This is a genomic window from Polaromonas sp. P1_H6, from assembly GCF_056405195.1.
Window position 1 is genome coordinate 1 of the sequence record NZ_JBFUCN010000046.1, and the last position, 19647, is coordinate 19647.

At 65.1% G+C, this 19647-nt stretch carries 19 protein-coding genes and 1 pseudogene; 14 read left to right on the forward strand and 6 right to left on the reverse strand.

Going from position 1 to position 19647, the window contains the following annotated elements; all coding sequences use genetic code 11:
• Positions 1 to 566: 566 nt before the first annotated feature.
• From AC1D1F_RS23890 to flgA, 3 genes are all read right to left on the reverse strand, one after another.
• Positions 567 to 1022 carry a flagella synthesis protein FlgN gene (locus AC1D1F_RS23890; protein WP_477678882.1) on the reverse strand — a complete coding sequence of 152 codons (456 nt, stop codon included), beginning with the start codon at positions 1020 to 1022 and terminating at the stop codon, positions 567 to 569.
• Positions 1019 to 1303: a flagellar biosynthesis anti-sigma factor FlgM gene (gene flgM, locus AC1D1F_RS23895; protein ID WP_477696775.1), complete on the reverse strand. Its 285-nt coding sequence runs from the start codon at positions 1301 to 1303 to the stop codon at positions 1019 to 1021. The genes AC1D1F_RS23890 and flgM overlap by 4 nt, the downstream gene beginning before the upstream one ends.
• Before the next feature lie 84 nt (positions 1304 to 1387).
• On the reverse strand, positions 1388 to 2110 hold the full coding sequence (gene flgA / locus AC1D1F_RS23900; RefSeq protein ID WP_477678883.1) for a flagellar basal body P-ring formation chaperone FlgA: 723 nt from the start codon (positions 2108 to 2110) through the stop codon (positions 1388 to 1390).
• Between the two features lie 289 nt (positions 2111 to 2399).
• Here flgA and flgB point away from each other — a divergent pair, with 289 nt between their 5' ends.
• The 14 genes and pseudogenes from flgB (at position 2400) to flgL (ending at position 17706) form a co-directional block, all read left to right on the forward strand.
• Positions 2400 to 2804: a flagellar basal body rod protein FlgB gene (gene flgB, locus AC1D1F_RS23905; protein ID WP_477696774.1), complete on the forward strand. Its 405-nt coding sequence runs from the start codon at positions 2400 to 2402 to the stop codon at positions 2802 to 2804.
• A 41-nt stretch (positions 2805 to 2845) separates the two neighbouring features.
• Positions 2846 to 3262 (forward strand): flagellar basal body rod protein FlgC, encoded by a 417-nt coding sequence (flgC, locus tag AC1D1F_RS23910; protein ID WP_477678885.1) that lies wholly within the window; start codon positions 2846 to 2848, stop codon positions 3260 to 3262.
• A gap of 37 nt (positions 3263 to 3299) precedes the next feature.
• Positions 3300 to 3965 carry a flagellar hook assembly protein FlgD gene (locus AC1D1F_RS23915; protein WP_477652258.1) on the forward strand — a complete coding sequence of 222 codons (666 nt, stop codon included), beginning with the start codon at positions 3300 to 3302 and terminating at the stop codon, positions 3963 to 3965.
• 132 nt (positions 3966 to 4097) lie between these two features.
• Positions 4098 to 5384 carry a flagellar hook protein FlgE gene (flgE, locus tag AC1D1F_RS23920; RefSeq protein WP_477696773.1) on the forward strand — a complete coding sequence of 429 codons (1287 nt, stop codon included), beginning with the start codon at positions 4098 to 4100 and terminating at the stop codon, positions 5382 to 5384.
• A 41-nt stretch (positions 5385 to 5425) separates the two neighbouring features.
• A complete protein-coding gene (locus AC1D1F_RS23925; protein ID WP_477677037.1) occupies positions 5426 to 6169 on the forward strand; it encodes a flagellar basal body rod protein FlgF in 744 nt (247 codons plus the stop codon).
• Between the two features lie 55 nt (positions 6170 to 6224).
• On the forward strand, positions 6225 to 7007 hold the full coding sequence (gene flgG, locus AC1D1F_RS23930; RefSeq protein ID WP_436157631.1) for a flagellar basal-body rod protein FlgG: 783 nt from the start codon (positions 6225 to 6227) through the stop codon (positions 7005 to 7007).
• A complete protein-coding gene (locus AC1D1F_RS23935; protein WP_477677038.1) occupies positions 7007 to 7699 on the forward strand; it encodes a flagellar basal body L-ring protein FlgH in 693 nt (230 codons plus the stop codon). The genes flgG and AC1D1F_RS23935 overlap by 1 nt, the downstream gene beginning before the upstream one ends.
• A 23-nt stretch (positions 7700 to 7722) precedes the next feature.
• Positions 7723 to 8865, forward strand: a complete 1143-nt coding sequence (locus AC1D1F_RS23940) for a flagellar basal body P-ring protein FlgI (protein ID WP_477677039.1) — start codon at positions 7723 to 7725, stop codon at positions 8863 to 8865.
• The gene (flgJ, locus tag AC1D1F_RS23945; protein ID WP_477696772.1) at positions 8865 to 9854 is read left to right on the forward strand and encodes a flagellar assembly peptidoglycan hydrolase FlgJ; all 990 of its coding nucleotides are present in this window, start codon (positions 8865 to 8867) and stop codon (positions 9852 to 9854) included. The genes AC1D1F_RS23940 and flgJ overlap by 1 nt, the downstream gene beginning before the upstream one ends.
• Before the next feature lie 59 nt (positions 9855 to 9913).
• On the forward strand, positions 9914 to 11587 hold the full coding sequence (locus AC1D1F_RS23950) for a methyl-accepting chemotaxis protein (protein WP_477696771.1): 1674 nt from the start codon (positions 9914 to 9916) through the stop codon (positions 11585 to 11587).
• Between the two features lie 174 nt (positions 11588 to 11761).
• On the forward strand, positions 11762 to 13480 hold the full coding sequence (locus tag AC1D1F_RS23955; protein WP_477696770.1) for a methyl-accepting chemotaxis protein: 1719 nt from the start codon (positions 11762 to 11764) through the stop codon (positions 13478 to 13480).
• 246 nt (positions 13481 to 13726) lie between these two features.
• Positions 13727 to 13936, forward strand: a pseudogene (locus AC1D1F_RS23960) (methyl-accepting chemotaxis protein); the annotation flags it as partial.
• 496 nt (positions 13937 to 14432) lie between these two features.
• Positions 14433 to 16424: a flagellar hook-associated protein FlgK gene (flgK, locus tag AC1D1F_RS23965; RefSeq protein ID WP_477696769.1), complete on the forward strand. Its 1992-nt coding sequence runs from the start codon at positions 14433 to 14435 to the stop codon at positions 16422 to 16424.
• Between the two features lie 64 nt (positions 16425 to 16488).
• Positions 16489 to 17706, forward strand: a complete 1218-nt coding sequence (flgL, locus tag AC1D1F_RS23970; protein ID WP_477696768.1) for a flagellar hook-associated protein FlgL — start codon at positions 16489 to 16491, stop codon at positions 17704 to 17706.
• On the opposite strand, the gene AC1D1F_RS23975 is transcribed toward flgL, so the two are convergent.
• From AC1D1F_RS23975 to AC1D1F_RS23985, 3 genes are all read right to left on the reverse strand, one after another.
• A complete protein-coding gene (locus tag AC1D1F_RS23975; protein WP_477678703.1) occupies positions 17693 to 18187 on the reverse strand; it encodes a hypothetical protein in 495 nt (164 codons plus the stop codon). The genes flgL and AC1D1F_RS23975 overlap by 14 nt on opposite strands.
• Before the next feature lie 123 nt (positions 18188 to 18310).
• Positions 18311 to 18826, reverse strand: coding sequence for a hypothetical protein (locus AC1D1F_RS23980; RefSeq protein ID WP_477696767.1), 516 nt, complete (start codon positions 18824 to 18826; stop codon positions 18311 to 18313).
• Positions 18827 to 18928: 102 nt separating this feature from the next.
• Entirely contained in the window at positions 18929 to 19543 is a 615-nt protein-coding gene (locus tag AC1D1F_RS23985) for a calcium-binding protein (protein WP_477678701.1), read from the reverse strand.
• Positions 19544 to 19647 lie beyond the last annotated feature (104 nt).

Sequence of the window (19647 nt, forward strand, 5' to 3'; positions counted from 1 at the left end):
GCCAAAAGAAAAGTAAGCAAAAGAAAAGGCGACCCTGGTTGCTGCGTCCCTGCGCTTCGCTACGGGCAACCTGCGGTGCTCGGTTCAGGCGGGGTCTCGCTAAACTCGCCTTCGGCTCAAACAACGCGATCCCTGATCCGCCTGAACCTCCGCTCCTCGGCGCATCCACAAGGGGTGGGGAAGGAATACCAATACCTAAGAAACAAGGACTCGCCACGGCGAGTCCTTGTTGGTATTTATCTTCTTTGTCTTTCTGTCTTGTCCCCGCTCCCGATTGCCCCGTCCTGGCTGGGCCGAGGAGCGCAGAGACAAGCGGATCAGGGCCGGCGTTGTTTGAGCCGAAGGCGAGTTTAGCCGGACCCCGCTTGGCTCGAGCACCGCAGGTTGCCCGAAGCGAAGCGTAGGGACCCAGACTGCGGGTCGCCTTTTCTTTGGTGACTTTCTTTTGGCGAAGCAAAAGAAAGTTACTTGCTGCCGGCAACCCGGCCAGCAACCCTCAGAGGAGAGCGCCCCGCCGGAGCAAGACCGGCTTATCCCTTCCCCAGCGGGGATGAAGCAATAGCGGTTCAGCCGACCGCGAGCCGGTTGCCACTACCACCCGACTGGTGCGTCCCATCCGGCCCATACAGCGGCTGGCCGCCGGCCTTGAGGAAATTCAGGGTCTGGCGCGTGAAGTCCAGGTGGGTGTGGACCATCACGCCGTTGCGGTGATTCAGTGCATGGGCTTCGGCCGCGCGCGCCAGCACCTGCTGCCAGGCGCTTTTGAGCGCGGCATCGCCGGCGGCCGCCGCGGCATCGGCGCCGCTGCGCCCGGGGCCGTAACCCAGGGCCAGCTGCTGCGCCTCGCGCCGCCGCCCTATCAGGGTGATCTGGTCGGCCAGGTGGGACTTGCGCTCGGCCAGCCCGGGCAGTTCGGCGAACGCGCCTTCGGTCATGGCCTGGGCTTCCTGCACCAGCAGTTCAAGGAACAGGCCTGTCGCGGCATGCTCCCGGTGCAGCAGGTTGAGCAGGGCGCCGCTCATTTTTTCTCTTCAGCCAGCAGGTCGCGCACGGTGGCCAGCAGGCCGTCGGCGATTTTGCCGGTGTTGACCTGGTAGCGGCCGGCGCTGATTTCCTCGCGGATCCGCGCCACGCGGGCGGCATCGAAGTCCGAATGGGTGGACAGCTGCGGCGCCGGCGTGGCCGGGCGCGCCAGGGCGGCCGAAGCCTGCGTTTCCGGGGCGGGCCGGCTTTCACGGGTGGAGGCGGGAGCGACGCTGTCGGCCACATTCTTGAGGAATGTGAAGGTTTTCTGGATGTTCATGGGGTATTCCTCAGGGGGATCTGACCGGTCTAACGGCCGCCCGGATGAAAACTTTAGGGTTCATTTGAAAAAAACAGCGGAAATTCAGTGGACCCGTTCCACCGTGCCGTCGGCCAGGGCGATGCCGCTGACCAGCTGGCCGCCGGCCGTCTTGACCTGGACCAGGGCCCCGGCCGCCGCGCTGGCCATGGCCTTGCCTTCGGTGCTGACGGTAAAACCGGCGCCGCGCGTGCGCAGGCGCACGTTCTGGCCCTGCTGCACCGCGATGGCGGCGCGCAGCGATTCACGCCGCAGCGGCGCGCCCGAGGCGATGCTGTTCAGGGCCGTGACGCCGTCGAACTGGGCGGCCTCCACGACCACGCCGCGCGGCAGGGCCGTGAGGTCGCCTTCGCGCACGGCGGCGTCGGCCGGCGTGAGCACTTGCCCCGCGCTGAGGGGCCTGGCCGCGACGTAGTAATTGCCGTGCACGGCGACGTAAGCCGGCACATAACGTGTCCAGGGCTGGCCCGCACTGCAGCGCACGCCGACCGACACCCGGCCCCAGAGCCGCGCGCCGCCGGGCAGAAAGGGCTCGAGCGCATCGCAGGGCGGTAGCGCGCCGGACATCGGCGTGTCTATGGTGATCACCACGCGGCCCGGCAGGCCCGCGGCCTGCTGCTGCAAGAAGTTCTCGATCACGGGGCGCGCGTCGCCGGCCAGGGGCGCCGGGTGCGGGCCCGCGGCCTGCGCCGGCAGGCTGAATGCGGCAAGGCTTGCGAGCACCAGGGCGAGGCAGGTCGCGAACCGTGTCGGCAGTGTGGTGGGCACGGGCATCTTGGTGAGGTCTTTGAATGGCTTGCCTTGATTCTAGGAATCGGCAGCGCTGCCCAAGGCTTGAAGTGCGCGGCAATCCACCTGTTGTTCATGCGATTGAAAAACACCCATCGGGAGTGCAATGCGTAACTTGGAATGCATGCCTCTGCGATACGCCGGAAGCTCTGAATTGGGCGATGAAACGCCGTCTGTTCCGCAGATTGCGAAAGCGGGGCCTTCCTACAATTTTGCTCAAAGGCGGCACCGCGCTTGATGCGTGCGCCGCAACGACGGAGAAACGGACATGATGGACAAACTGGATTCGGCACTGCGCTTCCACCAGGAGGCGCTGAGCCTCAGGGCGCGGCGGCAGGAAGTGCTGTCGGCCAACATCGCGAACGCGGACACGCCCAACTACAAGGCGCGCGACTTCGACTTCAGCAGCCGCCTCACGGAGGCGGTGGAGCGCGGCCGCCAGTCCATGTCGATGACGATGTCGACCACCTCGGCGCGCCATCTGCCCGGCGAGGCGCATGCCTCCGGCGAGGGCGAGCTGCTGTACCGCACGCCCGCGCAGTCCAGCATCGACGGCAACACGGTAGAGATGGACATGGAGCGTGTCAACTTCGCCGACAACGCCATGCGCTACGAAGCCAACCTCACGCTGCTGGACGCCAAGATCAAGTCGCTGCTGGCGGCGGCCCAGTAAGCCGCTCCCTCTCACTCACACACAAGAAAAAGGTCAAAGCCATGGCGGATTTCAACAGCTCCAGCGGCATCTTCGCGATCGCCGGTTCCGCCATGACGGCGCAATCCCAGCGCATGAACGTGGCGGCCAGCAACATGGCCAATGCCGACAGCGTCGCCGGCCCCGACGGCCAGCCCTACCGGGCGCGCCAGGTGGTGTTCGAGACCATGCCCGTGCCAGGCGATGCGATAGGCGGCGTGCGCGTCTCGCGCGTGATCGAGGACCAGTCCCCCTTTCGCATGGTGCACGACCCGAAGAATCCCGCGGCCAATGCGGAAGGTTATGTGTCCATGCCCAACGTGAACCCGGTGGAGGAGATGGTCAACATGATCTCGGCCTCGCGTTCCTACCAGGCCAACGTCGAGGTGCTCAACACCGCCAAGACGCTGATGCTCAAGACCCTGACCGTCGGCCAGTAAGCGCCACGCACCGCATTCCACACACAGGAGAAGATTGATGGCCGTGAACGCCCCCGCCGCATCCGACGCCGCCAACGCGCTGAACAAGCTGACATCCCAGCAGGGCTCCGCCGCAGACAGCGAGCAGCGCTTCCTCAAGCTGCTGGTCACGCAGCTGAACAACCAGGACCCGCTGAACCCGCTGGATAACGCCCAGCTGACCTCGCAGCTCGCGCAGATGAGCACCGTCAGCGGCATCGAAAAACTCAACGGCGCGGTGCAATCGCTGCTCGCGCAAAGCGGCTCCAGCCAGGTGCTGCAGTCGGCCGCGCTGATCGGCCGCACCGTGCTGGTTCCTGGCAAGGACGTGGCGCTCAAGGACGGCGTCCCGGAGAAGTTCGGCATCGACCTGGCCGGCGCCGCCGACTCGGTGACCGTCAGCGTGAAGAACGCCGCCGGCGAGACCGTGCGCACTTTCGACCTGGGCGCGTTGCCGCCCGGCGTGAAGATGGTCGACTGGGACGGCAAGACCGGCACCGGCGCCGCCGCGCCGGACGGCGCCTACACCCTCAGCGTGACGGCCAAGGCCGGCAAGGAAGACGTGCAGTCCCTGGCGCTGACCTACGCCAAGGTGGCGAGCGTCGCGCAGGTCTACGGCGGCGCCTCGCTGGACCTGGGCGCGGGCCGCAAGGCCGGGCTGGACGAAGTCCGCCAGGTGCTCTGATTTTTTCTGGATTCCTGCCACCGATTTTTTTTGATCCGGGCGCAGCCGCCCCTTTGACTTTTACCTTCAACCGCCCGCAAGCAATCAAGCAAGCAATCAAGCAAGCAATCAACCGAACAAAAAGGAAACACCATGGGTTTCGCACAAGGGGTGAGTGGCCTGAACGCCTCCGCCAGCAATCTCGACGTCATCGGCAACAACATCGCCAACTCCGGCACGGTGGGTTTCAAGTCGGGTAACACGCTGTTCTCCGATGTCTACGCGGGCTCCCGCGTCGGCCTGGGCACGCGGGTCGCCGCCGTAGTGCAGAACTTCAGCGCGGGCGCGGTGCAGAGCAGCACACGCGGGCTGGACGTCGCCATCGTCAACGGCGACGGTTTCTTCCGCATGGCCAGCCCCAGCGGGGAGATCATGTATTCGCGCAACGGCCAGTTCGATCAGGACGCAGACGGCTTCATCGTCAACGCGGGCGGCCTGCGCCTGACCGGCTACCAGCTCTCGGCCAACGGCACGGTGGCCGGCGGAACCCCGGGCCCGCTGCAGCTGCCCACCGCGGCCATGGCGCCCAAGGCCACACAAAGCATCGTGTCGCAGTACAACCTCGATTCGCGCAGCACGGTTCCCGTCGCCACGCCTTTCGACGCCAACAACTCGTCCACCTACAGCTATTCCAACCCGGTCAAGGTCTACGACTCGCTGGGCAACTCCCATGAGGTGGCGACCTTCTTCGTGAAGACCGGCCCCAACGCCTGGAGCGTCTACGCCACGGCCGACGGCTACCCGCTGAACGCGGCGGGCGCCATGCTCGCCGCGCCCACGCCGGCCGGCCCGCCCGTCGTCGCCAACAGCGCGCCGCTGGCCACCGGCACCTTGAGCTTCGACGGCAACGGCAACCTGGTCGCCGGCGCGCCGACGACGCTGGTGGGTGGCAAGATCAATTTCGCCGGCCTGAATTTCGCCAACGGCTCCAACGCGATGAGCTTCACGATGGACCTGACCAAGTCGACCCAGTTCGGCAACGTCAACGACCCGAAAAAACTCACGCAGGACGGCTTCACCTCCGGCCAGCTGACCGCCTTCGCGATCAATGAGGACGGCACCATCACCGGCAAGTATTCCAACGAGCAGACCCAGACCCTGGGCCAGGTCGTGCTCTCGTCCTTCGTGAATCCCAACGGCCTGCAGCCCAAGGGCGACAACGTCTGGGCCGAGACCGCCGAATCGGGCCAGCCCCTGACCGGCTCGCCCGGCAGCGGCACCAAGCTGGGCGCGCTGGCGTCCGGCGCGGTCGAGGCCTCCAACGTGGACCTGACCGCCGAACTGGTGAACCTGATCATCGCGCAGCGCACCTACCAGGCCAACGCGCAGACGGTGAAGACGCAGGACCAGGTCATGCAGACCCTGGTGAACATGCGCTGATGCCTTAGCAAGGCATATCCAAAAAGAAAACGAAGGACAGCATGGACCGGATGATTTATATCGGCCTGGCCGGCGCCAAGCAGGCGCTGGAGCAGCAGGCCTCGGTGGCGCACAACATGGCCAACGTGTCCACGCCCGGCTTTCGCGCGCAGATCAACAGCTTTCGCGCGGTGCCGGTCGTCGGCGAGGAGATGGGCACCCGCTCCATGGTGGTGGCGACCACGCCCGGCGCCGACATGAGCGCCGGCCCGCTGATGCAGACCGGCCGCCCGCTGGACGTCGCGGTGCGCGGCGACGGCTGGCTCACGGTGCAGCTGCCCGACGGCGGCGAAGCCTACACGCGCCTGGGCAGCCTGCAGGTGGGCGCCGAAGGCCAGGTCAGCACGCAGGGCGGGCGCCCGCTGATGGGTGACGCCGGCCCGCTGGTGGTGCCGCCCGGCTCCTCGCTCGTGGTGGGCGGCGACGGCGTGCTCACGGCCATAGGCGCGGGCGACCCGGCCGTGGGCGCCGCCGAAGTCGGCCGCCTGAAGCTGGTCAACCCGGCCGCCGCCGACCTGGTGCGCGGCGACGACGGCCTGTTCCGCATGCAGCCGGGCCGGCCGGCGCCGCAGGCCGACCCGGACGTGCGCCTGCAGACCGGCGCGCTCGAGGGCAGCAACGTGAACCCGGTCGAGGCCATGGTGCAGATGATTTCCAACGCGCGGCGCTTCGAGATGCAGATGAAGACGCTGCAGACCGCCGAGGGCAACGACCAGCAGGCCAACAAGCTGCTGGGCAACAGCTGACCCGGCATTCGCCCTCCCACCCTTCACCACCCCTTTACCTCCGCAGGAGTTTTCCATGATTCGTTCCCTCTGGATCGCCAAGACCGGCCTGGATGCGCAGCAGACCCAGCTCGACGTCGTGTCCAACAACCTGGCCAACGTGGGCACCACGGGTTTCAAGCGCAGCCGCGCGGTGTTTGAAGACCTGCTGTACCAGAACCTGCGCCAGAGCGGCGGCCAGACTTCGGACCAGACGCGCATGCCGTCTGGCCTGCAGATCGGCACCGGCGCGCGCGTGGTCGCGACCGAGCGCATCCACACCCAGGGCAACCCGACCAAGACCGACAACCCGCGCGACGTCTCCATCAACGGCGGCGGCTTCTTCCAGGTGCTGATGCCGGACGGCACCAATGCCTACACGCGCGACGGCTCCTTCCAGCCCGACCAGAACGGCCAGCTCGTGACGGCCAACGGCTACCCGCTGCAGCCGGCCATCACACTGCCACAGGACACCACCGGCATGACCATAGGCCGCGACGGCACGGTCTCGATCACCCAAGGCGGCAGCAGCGCGAACGTGCAGATCGGCCAGATCCAGCTCGCGACCTTCATGAACCCTGCGGGCCTGGAGAGCAAGGGCGAGAACCTCTACGTCGAAACCGACGCCTCGGGCGGCGCTAACCAGACCGCGCCCGGCCAGAACGGCGCCGGCGTGCTGAACCAGGGTTATGTCGAGTCGTCGAACGTGAACGTGGTGGAAGAACTGGTCAACATGATCCAGACCCAGCGCGCCTACGAAATCAACAGCAAAGCGGTGCAGACCTCCGACCAGATGCTCGCGCGCCTGGCGCAGCTGTGATGCGTGGCCCGGTTGCGAACGCCTGCGGCCCTGCGCTGGCCGCCGTCGGGCTGCTGCTGGGCGGCTGCGCCCAGGTGCCGCGCGAGCCCATCGTGCAGCAGCCCATGACGGCGCGCGCCGAGGCGCAGCCGCGCCAGGCCGGGCCCGCCAACGGCTCGATCTACCGCACCGGCTTCGGCACGCAGGCCTTGTTTGAAGACCGGCGCCCGCGCTACGTCGGCGACATCCTGACCATCGTGGTCAGCGAGAACATCAATGCCAGCAAGAACTCCGCCGCCGACGCCAGCCGCACCGGCAGCGCGACGTCCATCCTGGGCGTGGTCCCCAAGCTGATCAGCGGCCTGATCTCCAGCGACCAGAACGCCGACGCCAGCGGCAAGAACGTCATGAGCGCCAAGGGCGGCGCCAATTCCAGGAACACTTTCAACGGCGTGATCACGGTCACGGTGGTGGAAGTGCTGGCCAACGGTAACCTGCTGGTCAGCGGCGAAAAGCAGATGCTGATCAACCAGGGCACGGAATACATACGCTTCTCCGGCGTGGTCAATCCGCGCACCGTGGGCGCCAACAACGCCGTGCCTTCCAGCCAGGTGGCCGACGCGCGCATCGAGTACAGCGCCAAGGGTTACATCGACGAAGCGCAGACCATGGGCTGGTTGCAGCGCGTTTTCCTCAACGTCTTGCCCTTCTGACCCCGTTCCGACCCTGTTCAACCATGACGCACGCCACACCGAAATTTCTTTCCCTGGGAAGCCTGGCACTGAAGCTGTGCCTGCTGCTGCCGGCCCTGGCCTTCCTGGCTGTGCAGTCCGCACAGGCCGAACGCATCAAGGACCTCGCCAGCATCCAGGGCGTGCGCGACAACCCGCTGATCGGCTACGGCCTCATGGTGGGCCTGGACGGCAGCGGCGACCAGACCATGCAGACGCCGTTTACCACGCAGAGCCTCAACAACATGCTGGGCCAGCTCGGCGTGACGGTGCCGCCCGGCACCAATATGCAGCTCAAGAACGTGGCCGCCGTGATGGTGACGGCCGTGCTGCCGCCGTTTGCGCGCCCCGGCCAGGCCATCGACATCACCGTGTCCTCGCTGGGCAATGCCAAGAGCCTGCGCGGCGGCACCCTCTTGATGACGCCGCTCAAGGGCGCGGACGGCCAGGTCTATGCGCTGGCCCAGGGCAATATGGTGGTCGGCGGCGCGGGCGCCTCGGCCAGCGGCAGCCAGGTCAAGGTCAACCAGCTGAGCTCGGGCCGCATCCCGGCCGGCGCGATCGTGGAGCGCGCGGTGGAATCGCCGCTGGGCGGCGACGGCACGCTGATGATTGAGCTCAACAAGACCGATTTCGGCACCGCGCAGAAAGCCGTGGACGCGATCAACCGCAGCTTCGGCCCCGGCACCGCGCAGGCGCTGGACGCCCGCGTGATCCAGGTCAGCGCGCCGGCCCGGCCCGAGGAGCGCGTCGGCTTCCTGGCCCGCATCGAGGACCTTGACGTCAACCCCTCGCAGGCCGTGGCCAAGGTGGTGATCAACGCACGCACCGGCTCGGTGGTGATGAACCAGACGGTGCGCATCAACGACTGCGCGGTGGCGCACGGCAGCCTGTCGGTGGTGATCAACACCGAACCGGTGATCAGCCAGCCCGGCCCTTTCTCGGGCGGCAACACGGTCGCCACCCAGCGTTCGCAGATCGAGCTGAGCCAGGGTGGCGGTGCGCTGCAGGTCGTCAAGGGCGGCGCGTCGCTGGCCGACGTGATCAAGGGCCTCAACGCCCTGGGCGCCAACCCGCAGGACCTGGTGTCCATCCTGCAGGCCATGAAGGCTGTGGGCGCGTTGCGCGCCGAACTCGAGATCATCTGATGAGTGGCACCAGCATTGCCGGCACCAGCGGGTTCAACACGCCAGCCTCCGGCGTCCTCGACCAGCGCCTGTCGCTGGATATCCAGGGCGTCGACGAGTTGCGGCGCACGGCGCGCAGCTCGCCGCAGGAGGGCATGAAGCAGGCCTCCAAGCAGTTCGAGGTCATGTTCATGAACATGGTCCTCAAAAGCATGCGCGAGGCCACGCCCTCGGACGGCCTGTTCAGCAGCCAGTCCGAAAAAATGTACACCTCCATGCTGGACCAGCAGCTTGCGCAAAACCTTTCGGGCCGCGGCCTGGGCCTGGCCGATGCCATGTATGCGCAGCTGAGCCGCATGACGGGCGGAGATACGGCGTCGCAAGCCGGCGGCCTGCCCATGCCTTTGATGCCCGTGCTCCCCGGTGAGGCCGGTGCGGTGGCACCCAAATCACGCGTCATGCCGCAGGCCTATGCGCCCGCCGCCGGCCGTGTGGATCTCTCGGTTTATGAAGAGGCCACCGCGCAGGCGACGCTGAGCCGCGGCGCACTGCCGCAGGCGCATGTCGAGGCCTTTGTCTCGCGCCTGCTGCCGGCCGCGCAACGCGCCAGCGAAGCCAGCGGCGTGCCCGCGCAGCTGATCATGGCGCAGGCGGCGCTGGAGTCCGGCTGGGGCAAGCGCGAGATCCGCATGGAAGACGGCAGCAGCAGCTTCAACGTCTTCGGCATCAAGGCCGACCGCAGCTGGAAGGGCCCGGTGGCTGAAAGCGCCACCACCGAATTTGTCAACGGCGCGCCGCAGAAGACGCGCGCCGCTTTCCGCGCCTATGGCTCTTATGACGAAGCCTTCGCCGACTACGCGAAATTCCTCTCAAACAACCCGCGTTATTCCGGCGTGGTCGCCACGCGCGACCCGGCCGAGGCCGCCCATGGCCTGCAGCGCGCCGGGTATGCAACCGATCCCGAGTACGGCGGAAAACTGGTGCGCATCATGCGGCAGATGAACACCTGACAACGGCGGCAGGCACACGCAGCCCCCTAAACAAACAAGCCCCCCACACAAAGACATCCATGATCATCCGCAATTTCAAGATCGGAACACGTTTGGGCCTGGGCTTCGCCCTGGTGCTGCTGTTCCTCACCGCCATCGCGGCGCTGGGCATCTGGCGCCTGCAGGGCGTGGGCCACGCCACCAGCGACATGGCCAGCCGCGCGCTGGTCAAGGAAAGGCTGGCGGCCGACTGGCTGGTGGCGACCAGCACCAACAGCGTGCGCACCTTCGCGCTGGTCAAGACCAGCGACCCGCGCGACCAGGAGTACTTCCAGAAAGCGATTTCCAGGACCAGCCTGGCGATCACCGAAACCTCGGGAAAGCTGCTGGCCATGCTGGACTCGCCTGAGGAAAAAAAGCTCTACGAAGACAGCCTGGCCAAACGCAGTGCCTATATCGGCCTACGCGCCGCGGCGCTCAAACTCAAGGCCGAGGGCCAGGCCGAACAGGCGCTGGAAATGGTCGACAACAAGCTGGTGCCGGCGCTGGAAGCCTATGACGCCAGCATCAAGGCCATGCTGTCTTTCCAGAAGGCCAATATCGACAAGACCGTGAGCGCCATCGATGTGCTCTACCGCTCGAGCCGGCTCAGCCTGGGCGCCATGGCCGCCGCCGCCCTGGCGCTGGGCGGCCTGCTGTCCTGGTGGCTCACACTGGGCATCATCCGGCCGCTGGGTCGCGCCCTCAAGGTCGCGGAAACCGTGGCCGCCGGCGACCTGACCAGCCGCATCGTGGTGAGCAGCCAGGATGAGACCGGCCAGCTGATGCAGGCGCTCAAGAACATGAACGACAGCCTGGTCGGCATCGTCGGCAATGTGCGCAGCGGCACCGACACCATCGCGACGGCCAGCAGCCAGATCGCGGCGGGCAACCACGACTTGTCGTCCCGCACCGAGCAGCAGGCCAGCTCGCTCCAGGAGACGGCGGCCTCGATGGAGCAGATCACCTCCACCGTCAAGCAGAACGCCGACAACGCCCGCCAGGCCAACCAGCTGGCGGCCTCGGCCTCCAGCATTGCCGTCAAGGGCGGCGGTGTGGTCGCGGGGGTGGTCGACACCATGGGTGCGATCAACGCGTCCTCCAAAAAGATCGTCGACATCATCAGCGTGATCGACGGCATTGCTTTCCAGACCAACATCCTGGCTCTGAACGCCGCGGTGGAAGCCGCCCGTGCCGGTGAGCAGGGCAGGGGCTTTGCGGTCGTGGCCGCCGAGGTGCGTAACCTCGCGCAGCGCAGCGCGGCCGCCGCCAAGGAAATCAAGACCCTGATCGGCGACTCGGTCGACAAAGTCGAAGAGGGCAGCAAACAGGTTGCCGAAGCCGGCAAGACCATGGACGAGATTGTCGACAGCGTCAAGCGTGTGACCGACATCATGGCCGAGATCACGGCCGCGAGCCAGGAACAGACCTCGGGCATAGAACAGATCAACCAGGCCATCACGCAGATGGACCAGGTCACGCAGCAGAACGCGGCGCTGGTCGAGGAAGCCGCTGCGGCAGCCTCTTCCTTGCAGGAGCAGGCCGCCGGCCTATCGGACGCGGTCAGCGTGTTCAAGCTCGAGGATGACTTTGCCCTGCAGCGGCCCACCGCTCCGCTGAGGCAACCGCCGCCGGCCCGGCAGGCCATCGGCCGTAAACCCGCATTGAAAAAAGAGGAGCTCGCCATGGCATGCGACGACTGGGAGACTTTTTAGGGAGCCAATCAAAAAGCCCTCCTGGCGTTGTTGTGCCGCCTTGCCGTGCTGTAGCACTGTCTGCGGCGGCGCGCCTAGCCAGGACCGCTTCGCTGGGCTTTGTGATCGGCTCCCGGTGAAAGTGAATTAACTGAGTTCAACGCCCGCGTTAGGGGCCCTACAAGGAATAAAAATATGCAGTGGTTTCATCAACTTCGTGTCATGACCAAGCTGGTCGGCAGTTTCCTCATCGTGGCGGCCATAGGCGCTGCCATCGGTGGGCTGGGCATTTTCCACATGGGCCGCATCAGCGCCGCCACCGAGAGCCTGTACGGCCGTGAGGTGCAGGTGCTCAAGGGCGTGCAGGAGGCGAACATCCACCTGCTCTACGCCAGCCGCGCGCAGATGACGCTGCAGGCCGCCTCGTCCATAGGCGAGCGCAACACCGGCAAAAAAGACATCGCGTCAGCGCTGCAGGGCATTGAGGCGCGCATGGCTGATGTCAAGCCACTGCTCGAAGGCGATGAAAAAGGCACGGCGCTGTACCAGCAGTACGAAAGCAAGATGCCGCACCTCAAGCAGCAGATGACCGAGTTTGTGGCGCTGGTGCTCAAGCAGTCCATGGACTCCTCGCAGTACGACGGCCGGGTGGCCGACGACAGCGCCAGCCTGGTCAAGGAATCCCGCGCGCTGGAAGAAGTGATGCAAAACCTGGTGGCGCACAGCGACCAGCTGGCCAGGGGCAGCATGGAAAACGTCACCACCACCTACAAAAGCTCCCGGCTGGCCATGATGGCGCTGGCGCTGGGCGGCATCGCCGCCAGCGTGGGCCTGGGCGTGGCCATGGCGCGCATGCTGGGCCTGCAGATCGGCGGCGAGCCGGCCTATGCCGCGACCATCGTGGACCGCGTGGCCGAGGGTGACCTGACGGTGCAGGTGGAACTGCGCAAGGGCGACAGCCGAAGCCTGCTGTATGCCATCCACAAGATGCAGCAGGAACTGGCCCGCGTCATCAGCCAGATCCGCCAGGCCAGCGGCACCATCGCCACGGCCAGCAGCGAGATTGCGGCCGGCAACCATGATTTGTCCTCTCGCACCGAGCAGCAGGCCAGCTCGCTGGAAGAAACGGCGGCTTCGATGGAAGAGCTTACGGGCACCGTCAAGCAGAACGCCGACAACGCACGCCAGGCGAATCAGCTGGCCGTGTCCGCCTCGAGCGTGGCCGTGAAGGGCGGCAGTGTGGTCGCCGATGTGGTCGGCACCATGGGCGCGATCAATGCCTCGTCCAGAAAGATTGTTGACATCATTGGTGTCATTGACGGCATTGCCTTCCAGACCAATATCCTGGCTTTGAACGCGGCGGTTGAAGCAGCCCGTGCTGGCGAGCAGGGCAGGGGCTTTGCGGTGGTGGCTGCCGAGGTGCGCAACTTGGCGCAACGCAGTGCCGCAGCGGCCAAGGAAATCAAGACCCTGATCGGCGACTCGGTCGACAAGGTCGAAGAGGGCAGCAAACAGGTCGCCGAAGCCGGCAAGACCATGGACGAGATCGTCGACAGCGTCAAACGCGTGACCGACATCATGGCCGAGATCACGGCCGCGAGCCAGGAACAGACCTCGGGCATAGAACAGATCAACCAGGCCATCACCCAGATGGACCAGGTCACGCAGCAGAACGCGGCCCTGGTGGAAGAAGCAGCCGCCGCGGCCTCTTCCTTGCAAGAGCAGGCCAGCGGCCTGTCGGAAGCCGTCAGCGTGTTCAAGCTGGAAGAGGGCGACGGGCAGGTGCACGCGCCGCGCCGTCCCACCACCCCGGCCCGCCCTGCGGCCACACCGAGGCAACCGCCCCACGCCCGCCAGGCCATCGCACCCCCGCTGGCGGCTGGCGCGGCCGGCGGCAGCTGGGAGACCTTCTGAGCATCCACGTAGCGACAGCATAAAAATTTCCGGCACGGCGTGAACAAGTGCTCAAGTTTTTGCCGAAGCCGGCCGATAAGCAGGGGCGAGGCGTGCCGCGGGCACGGCCTTGCATCAGACAACACCATTGATTTCCAAGGAGTGCGCATGCACGCGACCACCAGCCATCCGGTATCGACTGTTGAAAAATTGCCTCTCACGCTGGGCTACCCCGGCGTGGCGGCCGCCAGGCCGGACCCCCTGCCCGCTGAAAAGATCGCCGACATCATTGGCGTGATCGACGGCATCGCGCTGCGCACGCGCAGCCTGGCCCACAGCGCCGCCGCCGAAGCGGCCCGTGCCGGCGAGCAGGGCCGCGGTTTTGCCGCCGTGGCCGCCGAAGTCAAACACCTGGCCCAGCGCAGCGCGGCGGCGGTCAAGGAAATCAAGGGGCTGATTGGCGACTCGGTCTACAAGGCCGGGCAGATTGATGAGGATCGCCGGCGCGAATTTGAAGAACGCGCCAAAAGGTGGCAGCGTTCGCTAACCGCGTAAGGCGGAGCCAATCAGAAAAACCTTCTGGTTGTTGTGACTGCTTTGCAGCTGTCTCCGTTTTCAACCTGCTTAAATTCGCGTCATCTTCGGATGAAATCTTGATCCGCGGATACGCAGAAATTTATATCCGCAGATTACGCAGATTTACACAGATGAAGAGAATCTGATGAAAAGTCACATGGTCGCGTATGGCAATAAGAGTGAAGCCTTGAATGCAAAAAATCTTGTCTTCAATCTGCGTAAATCTGCGAAATCTGCGGATAAATGTATTCCTCCCCTTCTACAAAAAATCTGTGATGCAACTGAGTTCACCCTCAAGTTAACCCAGAGCCCGGCCGTTATCCCTCTATATATAGACAGCCTGTGGGCGTCACCCGCATTCCCCAGGCGCAACCCGCCGCCGTGAAAGACCCGATTTATGTCCAATAACATGTTCTACACCGGGCTCAGCGGCCTCAACGCCGCCCAGGCCGCGCTGGTGACCACCGGCCACAACACCGCCAACGTCAACACGCCGGGCTATAGCCGGCAGTCGGCGCAGATCGCTTCGGCCGGTGGCACCTACCGCGCCAGCGTCGGTTTCTTCGGTAGCGGCGCCAAGGTGGCCGACGTGACGCGCAGCTACGACGCCTACCTGTCCTCGCAGCTCAACCAGGCGCAGTCGCTGAACCAGTCGCTGACGACCTACTACACGCAGATCAGCCAGATCGACAACCTGCTGGCCAACCAGAAGGCCGGCCTGGCACCCCAGCTGCAGTCGCTGTTCACCAACATCCAGGCTGTCGCCAACACGCCGGCCGACCCGGCCGCGCGCCAGCAGCTGATCAGCTCCGCGCAGGCCACGGCCAACCAGTTCCGCTCCATGGACCAGTACCTGACAGGCCTGAACAGCACCACCAACGACCAGATCTCCGGCACCGTGGCGCAGATCAACACCTATGCCGAGCAGATCGCCAGCCTCAACAAGCAGGTGGCGATGTTCAGCAACGCCTCGGGCGGCCAGGCCCCCAACGACCTGCTGGACCAGCGCGACCTGCTGGTCAACCAGCTGGGCCTGCTGGTCGGCACCAAGCTGGTGGTGCAGGACGGCGGCCAGTACAACATCACCATCGGCAACGGCCAGACCCTGGTGCTGGGCGACAGCGCCACCAAACTCGAGGCCGTGCGCTCCGCCGCCGACCCCAGCCGCATCGCCGTCGCGGCGGTGAACGCGGCCGGCCGCGCCGTGGAGCTGCCCGACGGCATGCTCAGCAGCGCCGGCATGCTGGGGGGCCTGCTGCAGTTCCGCAACGAAACCCTGGCGCCCGCGCAGAACGCGCTGGGCCGCATGGCGATTGCGCTGTCGGACGCCTTCAACGCCCAGCACAAGCTCGGCGTCGATTTGAACGGCGCGCTGGGCGGCAACTTTTTCTCGCAGGCCAGCCCCAGCCTGGTGGCGAACAGCCGCAACACCGGCAACCTGGTGATGACGCCTTCGTTCTCGGACAGCAACCAGCTGACCACCAGCGACTACCGCCTCGACGTGGGCGCCGGCCCCAGCTACACGCTGACCCGCCTTTCGGACAACCAGGTCATCCCCATGACCGCGGGTTTCCCGGGCGCCGCGCCCGCCAACACCACGACCTTTGACGGCGTCACGCTCACGCTGGGCAGCGGCGCCGGCGCGCCCGGCGACTCCTTCCTGATCCAGCCGACACGCAGCGGCGCGCGCGACCTCAACGTGCTGGTGACCGACCCGGCCAAAATCGCGGCAGCCTCGCCCATCGTGACCGGCAACACGGCGACCAACCAGGGCAGCGGCAAGATCAGCGCCGGCAAGGTCGACGCGGCCTACCCCGGCACGCCGCTGGCCGCGAAGGTGACGCTCACTTACGACGGCACCACCAACCAGCTGTCGGGTTTCCCGGCTGGCGCCACCGTCACCGTGACGCGCGCCGACGGCACACCCGACCCGGCGAGCCCTTATGTGCCCGGCGCCTCCGTCAACTACACGCCGGGCGCGACCATCAGCTTCAACGGCATCAGCCTGACCATCAGCGGCACGCCTTCCAACGGCGACACCTTCACGGTGGACAAGAACACCGGCGGCATCTCGGACGGCGGCAATGCCCTGCTGCTGGGCGCGTTGCAGAACAAGAAGACCATGGGCAACGGCACGGCCAGCTTCAACGATTCCTATGCCCAGCTGGTCAGCAGCGTCGGCAACAAGGCCAGGCAGATCCAGATCGCCGGCACCGCGCAGACCAGCCTGGCCACGCAGATACGCGGCGCCCAGCAGTCGGTCTCGGGCGTCAACCAGGACGAGGAAACTGCCAACCTGCTGATGTTCCAGCAGATGTACCAAGCCAATGCCAAGGTCATACAGACAGCATCAACGATGTTTGACGCCGTGCTGGGCATCAGCCACTAAGCGCTCACTTACGAGCACAGCACAAGCAAGACAAGCAGCCCACCAGCGCCACCAGGAGTTCATGATGCGTATCAGCACCCAGTCTTTCTACGAACAAAGCCAGACCGCCATGGGCTCGCAGCAAAGCAGCCTGCTGCGCGTGCAGCAGCAGATCGGCGCCATGACCAAAATCCTCGCGCCCTCGGATGACCCGCTGGGCGCCACGCGCGCGCTGGCGGTCTCGCAGTCCATCGCGCTGAACTCCCAGTACGCCACCAGCCGCAAGCAGGCCGAGCAGATGCTCTCGCTGGAAGAGAATTCCTTGCAAAGCGTGACCACCGTGCTGCAGAACATCAAAAGCCTGCTGGTCGAGGCCGGCAACGGCACCATGACCGACGCTGACCGCGGCACCCTGGCCACCACGCTGCAAAGCGCTTTCGACCAGTTGCAGGGCCTGGCCAATACCGACGACGGCAACGGCCAGTTCCTGTTTGCCGGCTTCAAGAGCGGCAGCCCGCCCTTCGTGAAGCAGCCCGACGGCAGCATCCTCTACGCCGGCGACCAGGGCCAGCGCCTGATGCAGGTCGACGTGTCGCGCCAGATGCCCGGCAGCGACGACGGCCGCAGCATCTTCCAGAGCGTGCAGGGCGGGGCGGGGTACGTCAGCGTTGCGCAGGCCGGCAACACCGGCAGCGGCGTGTTCGGCGCGACCTCGGTGGTCGATATTGCCGATGCGAACTACGGCAAGGACTTTGTGATCACCTTCACCACGCCGACCACCTACCAGGTCGACACCAACACCGTGCCGCCGGTGTCCATCGTGCCTTCGACCGCTTTCACCGCGGGCAGCCCCATCCAGTTCGGCGGCCTGCAGCTCAGCATCACCGGCGCCCCCGCGGCCGGCGACAGCTTCCATGCCTCCGCCGCGAAAAACGCCGGCACCGACGTCTTCGCCACCATCAGCGCCGCGATCACCGCTTTACGCTCCCCGGTCGACGGCGCCGGCCCAGGCGCGCAGTCCAAACTGCTCAACGCCCTGAGCACCGCCAACCGGAAAATCACCAACGCCCACGACAACGTGATCACGGTACGCGCCTCGGTCGGCACCCGCCTGCAGGAACTCGACGCCCTGGGCGACACCGGCGACAGCCGCGCCCTCTACGACAAAAGCTACCTCTCAGACCTGCAGGACCTGGACTATGCCAGCGCCATCGCCGAGTTCTACCAGCGCCAGACCGCGCTGCAGGCCAGCCAGCAGACCTTTGTGCGGATTCAGCAGATTGCGTTGTTTAACTACCTGTAGGTGTAGTGTGGGCGGCCGGTTTGGCCCGTTTGGGCGCGGACTTCCTCAGTGCCTGGTACTCGCCGTTGATATCTTCCAGAAACAGCTTGCCTGTTCCAAGGTCTACCAACATGGTGAATCGGCGTTCAAAACGGTTCAGCCTGTCGACATAGACCGTCACGCTCTGGTGGCATCTGCCTTTCCATAACGCCGGTTGATCGATGCCGGGGTCGTTTATGTAGGCGACGTAACCCTCTGGCGTCGCCTGCTTTGCTTCGCGTTGAACGGTTTTGAACGCGTCGGTGCGCTCCACAAGCTTTCGCGCTTTTTGTTGGGCGGCTTCGGAGAAGATGCAAACGGGCTTGGCAGAGGCCTCAGCCGCCGGACTGCCCGCGGCCTTCTCGTTGGGCTTCGCGATTGATGATGCGGCATGCGCAAACAGCAGGAGTGCAAGGGCAATGTTGACGGAGGAAATCCGGCTTCGAAGAACTTCAAACTTCATGCTGCCCCCTCTTTTTGGTCTTCACGCCATCCCGAAAAGCTATCGCATTTCAAGCTCAATGGGGCATCATTCCTTGCCGCCCGGCTCTGCCCACAGGAGTTTCACCCATGGCGCGCTTCCAGGTCAATTGGAAACGGCCTTGATAGCCACACGGCCTATTCGCAGAACCAGCACAAAAAGAGCCACCGCCACCAGACCGCCGACACCGGCCTGCATCCAGAAACCCGTGGTCAGGCTGCAGCTTTCAAGCTCAAAAGCCTTCGCAAGTGCCGAGCCGACGGGGTCGGCTTTGCAAAATTCCTCTTGCGGGTTGTGAAGCAAGGCAGCAGTCGCCAGGAAAAATGCGAACGCCTGGGAGAGCCCAATGGCGATCATGTCGGCCAGCGTTGGCCTTTTCCCGCTCAGTGCGGCGATGACCAGACAGACCGCCATGCCTATCGTTACGGCCAGCAAGCCCGCAACCATCATCTCGGGCGATGTACCGAAGTCAAGAAAACGCGTCAAGGTCACCGTGAGGTCGAATCGAGAAAGCAGATGCAGGCATGCGACCGTCACGATGTTGGGGGTCAGCAACAAGGCCAGGCACATGAAGGCCAGCGGCTTGAATGATTGCTGGAGACTGTATGAGAGCGTCGGCATGGCGCTTGGTCCTTTCACGTCTGTGGACTCATGAAGACGAGTATCCCGTATCTGAATCTGTAGGGAGGGCGGCCGGGTAACCTTGCCCGGCCAATGCAAAGGTTAGTGCCAGTTGGCTGCCAGCGTAGGCGCAAGCAGCGTTTGTTGCGTTGCCGTCAAACTCGTCTGGCCCATCGCAGGCGGTGCAAATGAGGCCATGGCCTGCACCAGGGCTTCGACCTGGGTGTCCAGCAGCACTTTTCCGTCGCTGACCTTGATCTGCTCGACACGGTATTGACTGCCCAGGTACCAGCTCTGCACTGTGGCCTTGTCGGCCGTACCCATGATGCTGACTTCCAGATCATTGCCCGTGTGACGGAACCACAACTGGTTGTTGGTGATGCCGGCGCCAAAGGACAGTATGTCTGTGTTGCCTTGCGTGGCATCGTTTTCCGCAATGCGGTCCTGCCCCATGCCGCGGTAGGCTTGATAAGTATCGCCACCCGCGCCACCCGCCAGAGTGTTGTTGCCGGCATTGCCGGCCAGCACATTGGCCTGGACGTTGCCCGTACCGCCGGCGCTCAGACTGCCCAGCAAGATTAGGCTTTCGACATTGGCCGTCAAGGTGTAGCTGGCCAGATAGCTCTGCACGGTGTCCGTGCCTTCGCCAGCCAATTCGGTCACCACATCACCCGCGTCGTCGACCATAAAAATGTCGTTACCCAGGCCGCCGGCCATGACATCGGCTCCTTCGCTGAAGATCGCCGGGGCGACGGAAGCATCCGTGCGCTGGCTGGTGTCCAACACCACCGCAGTGTTCGCCTTCAAGGAATTGAAAAAGG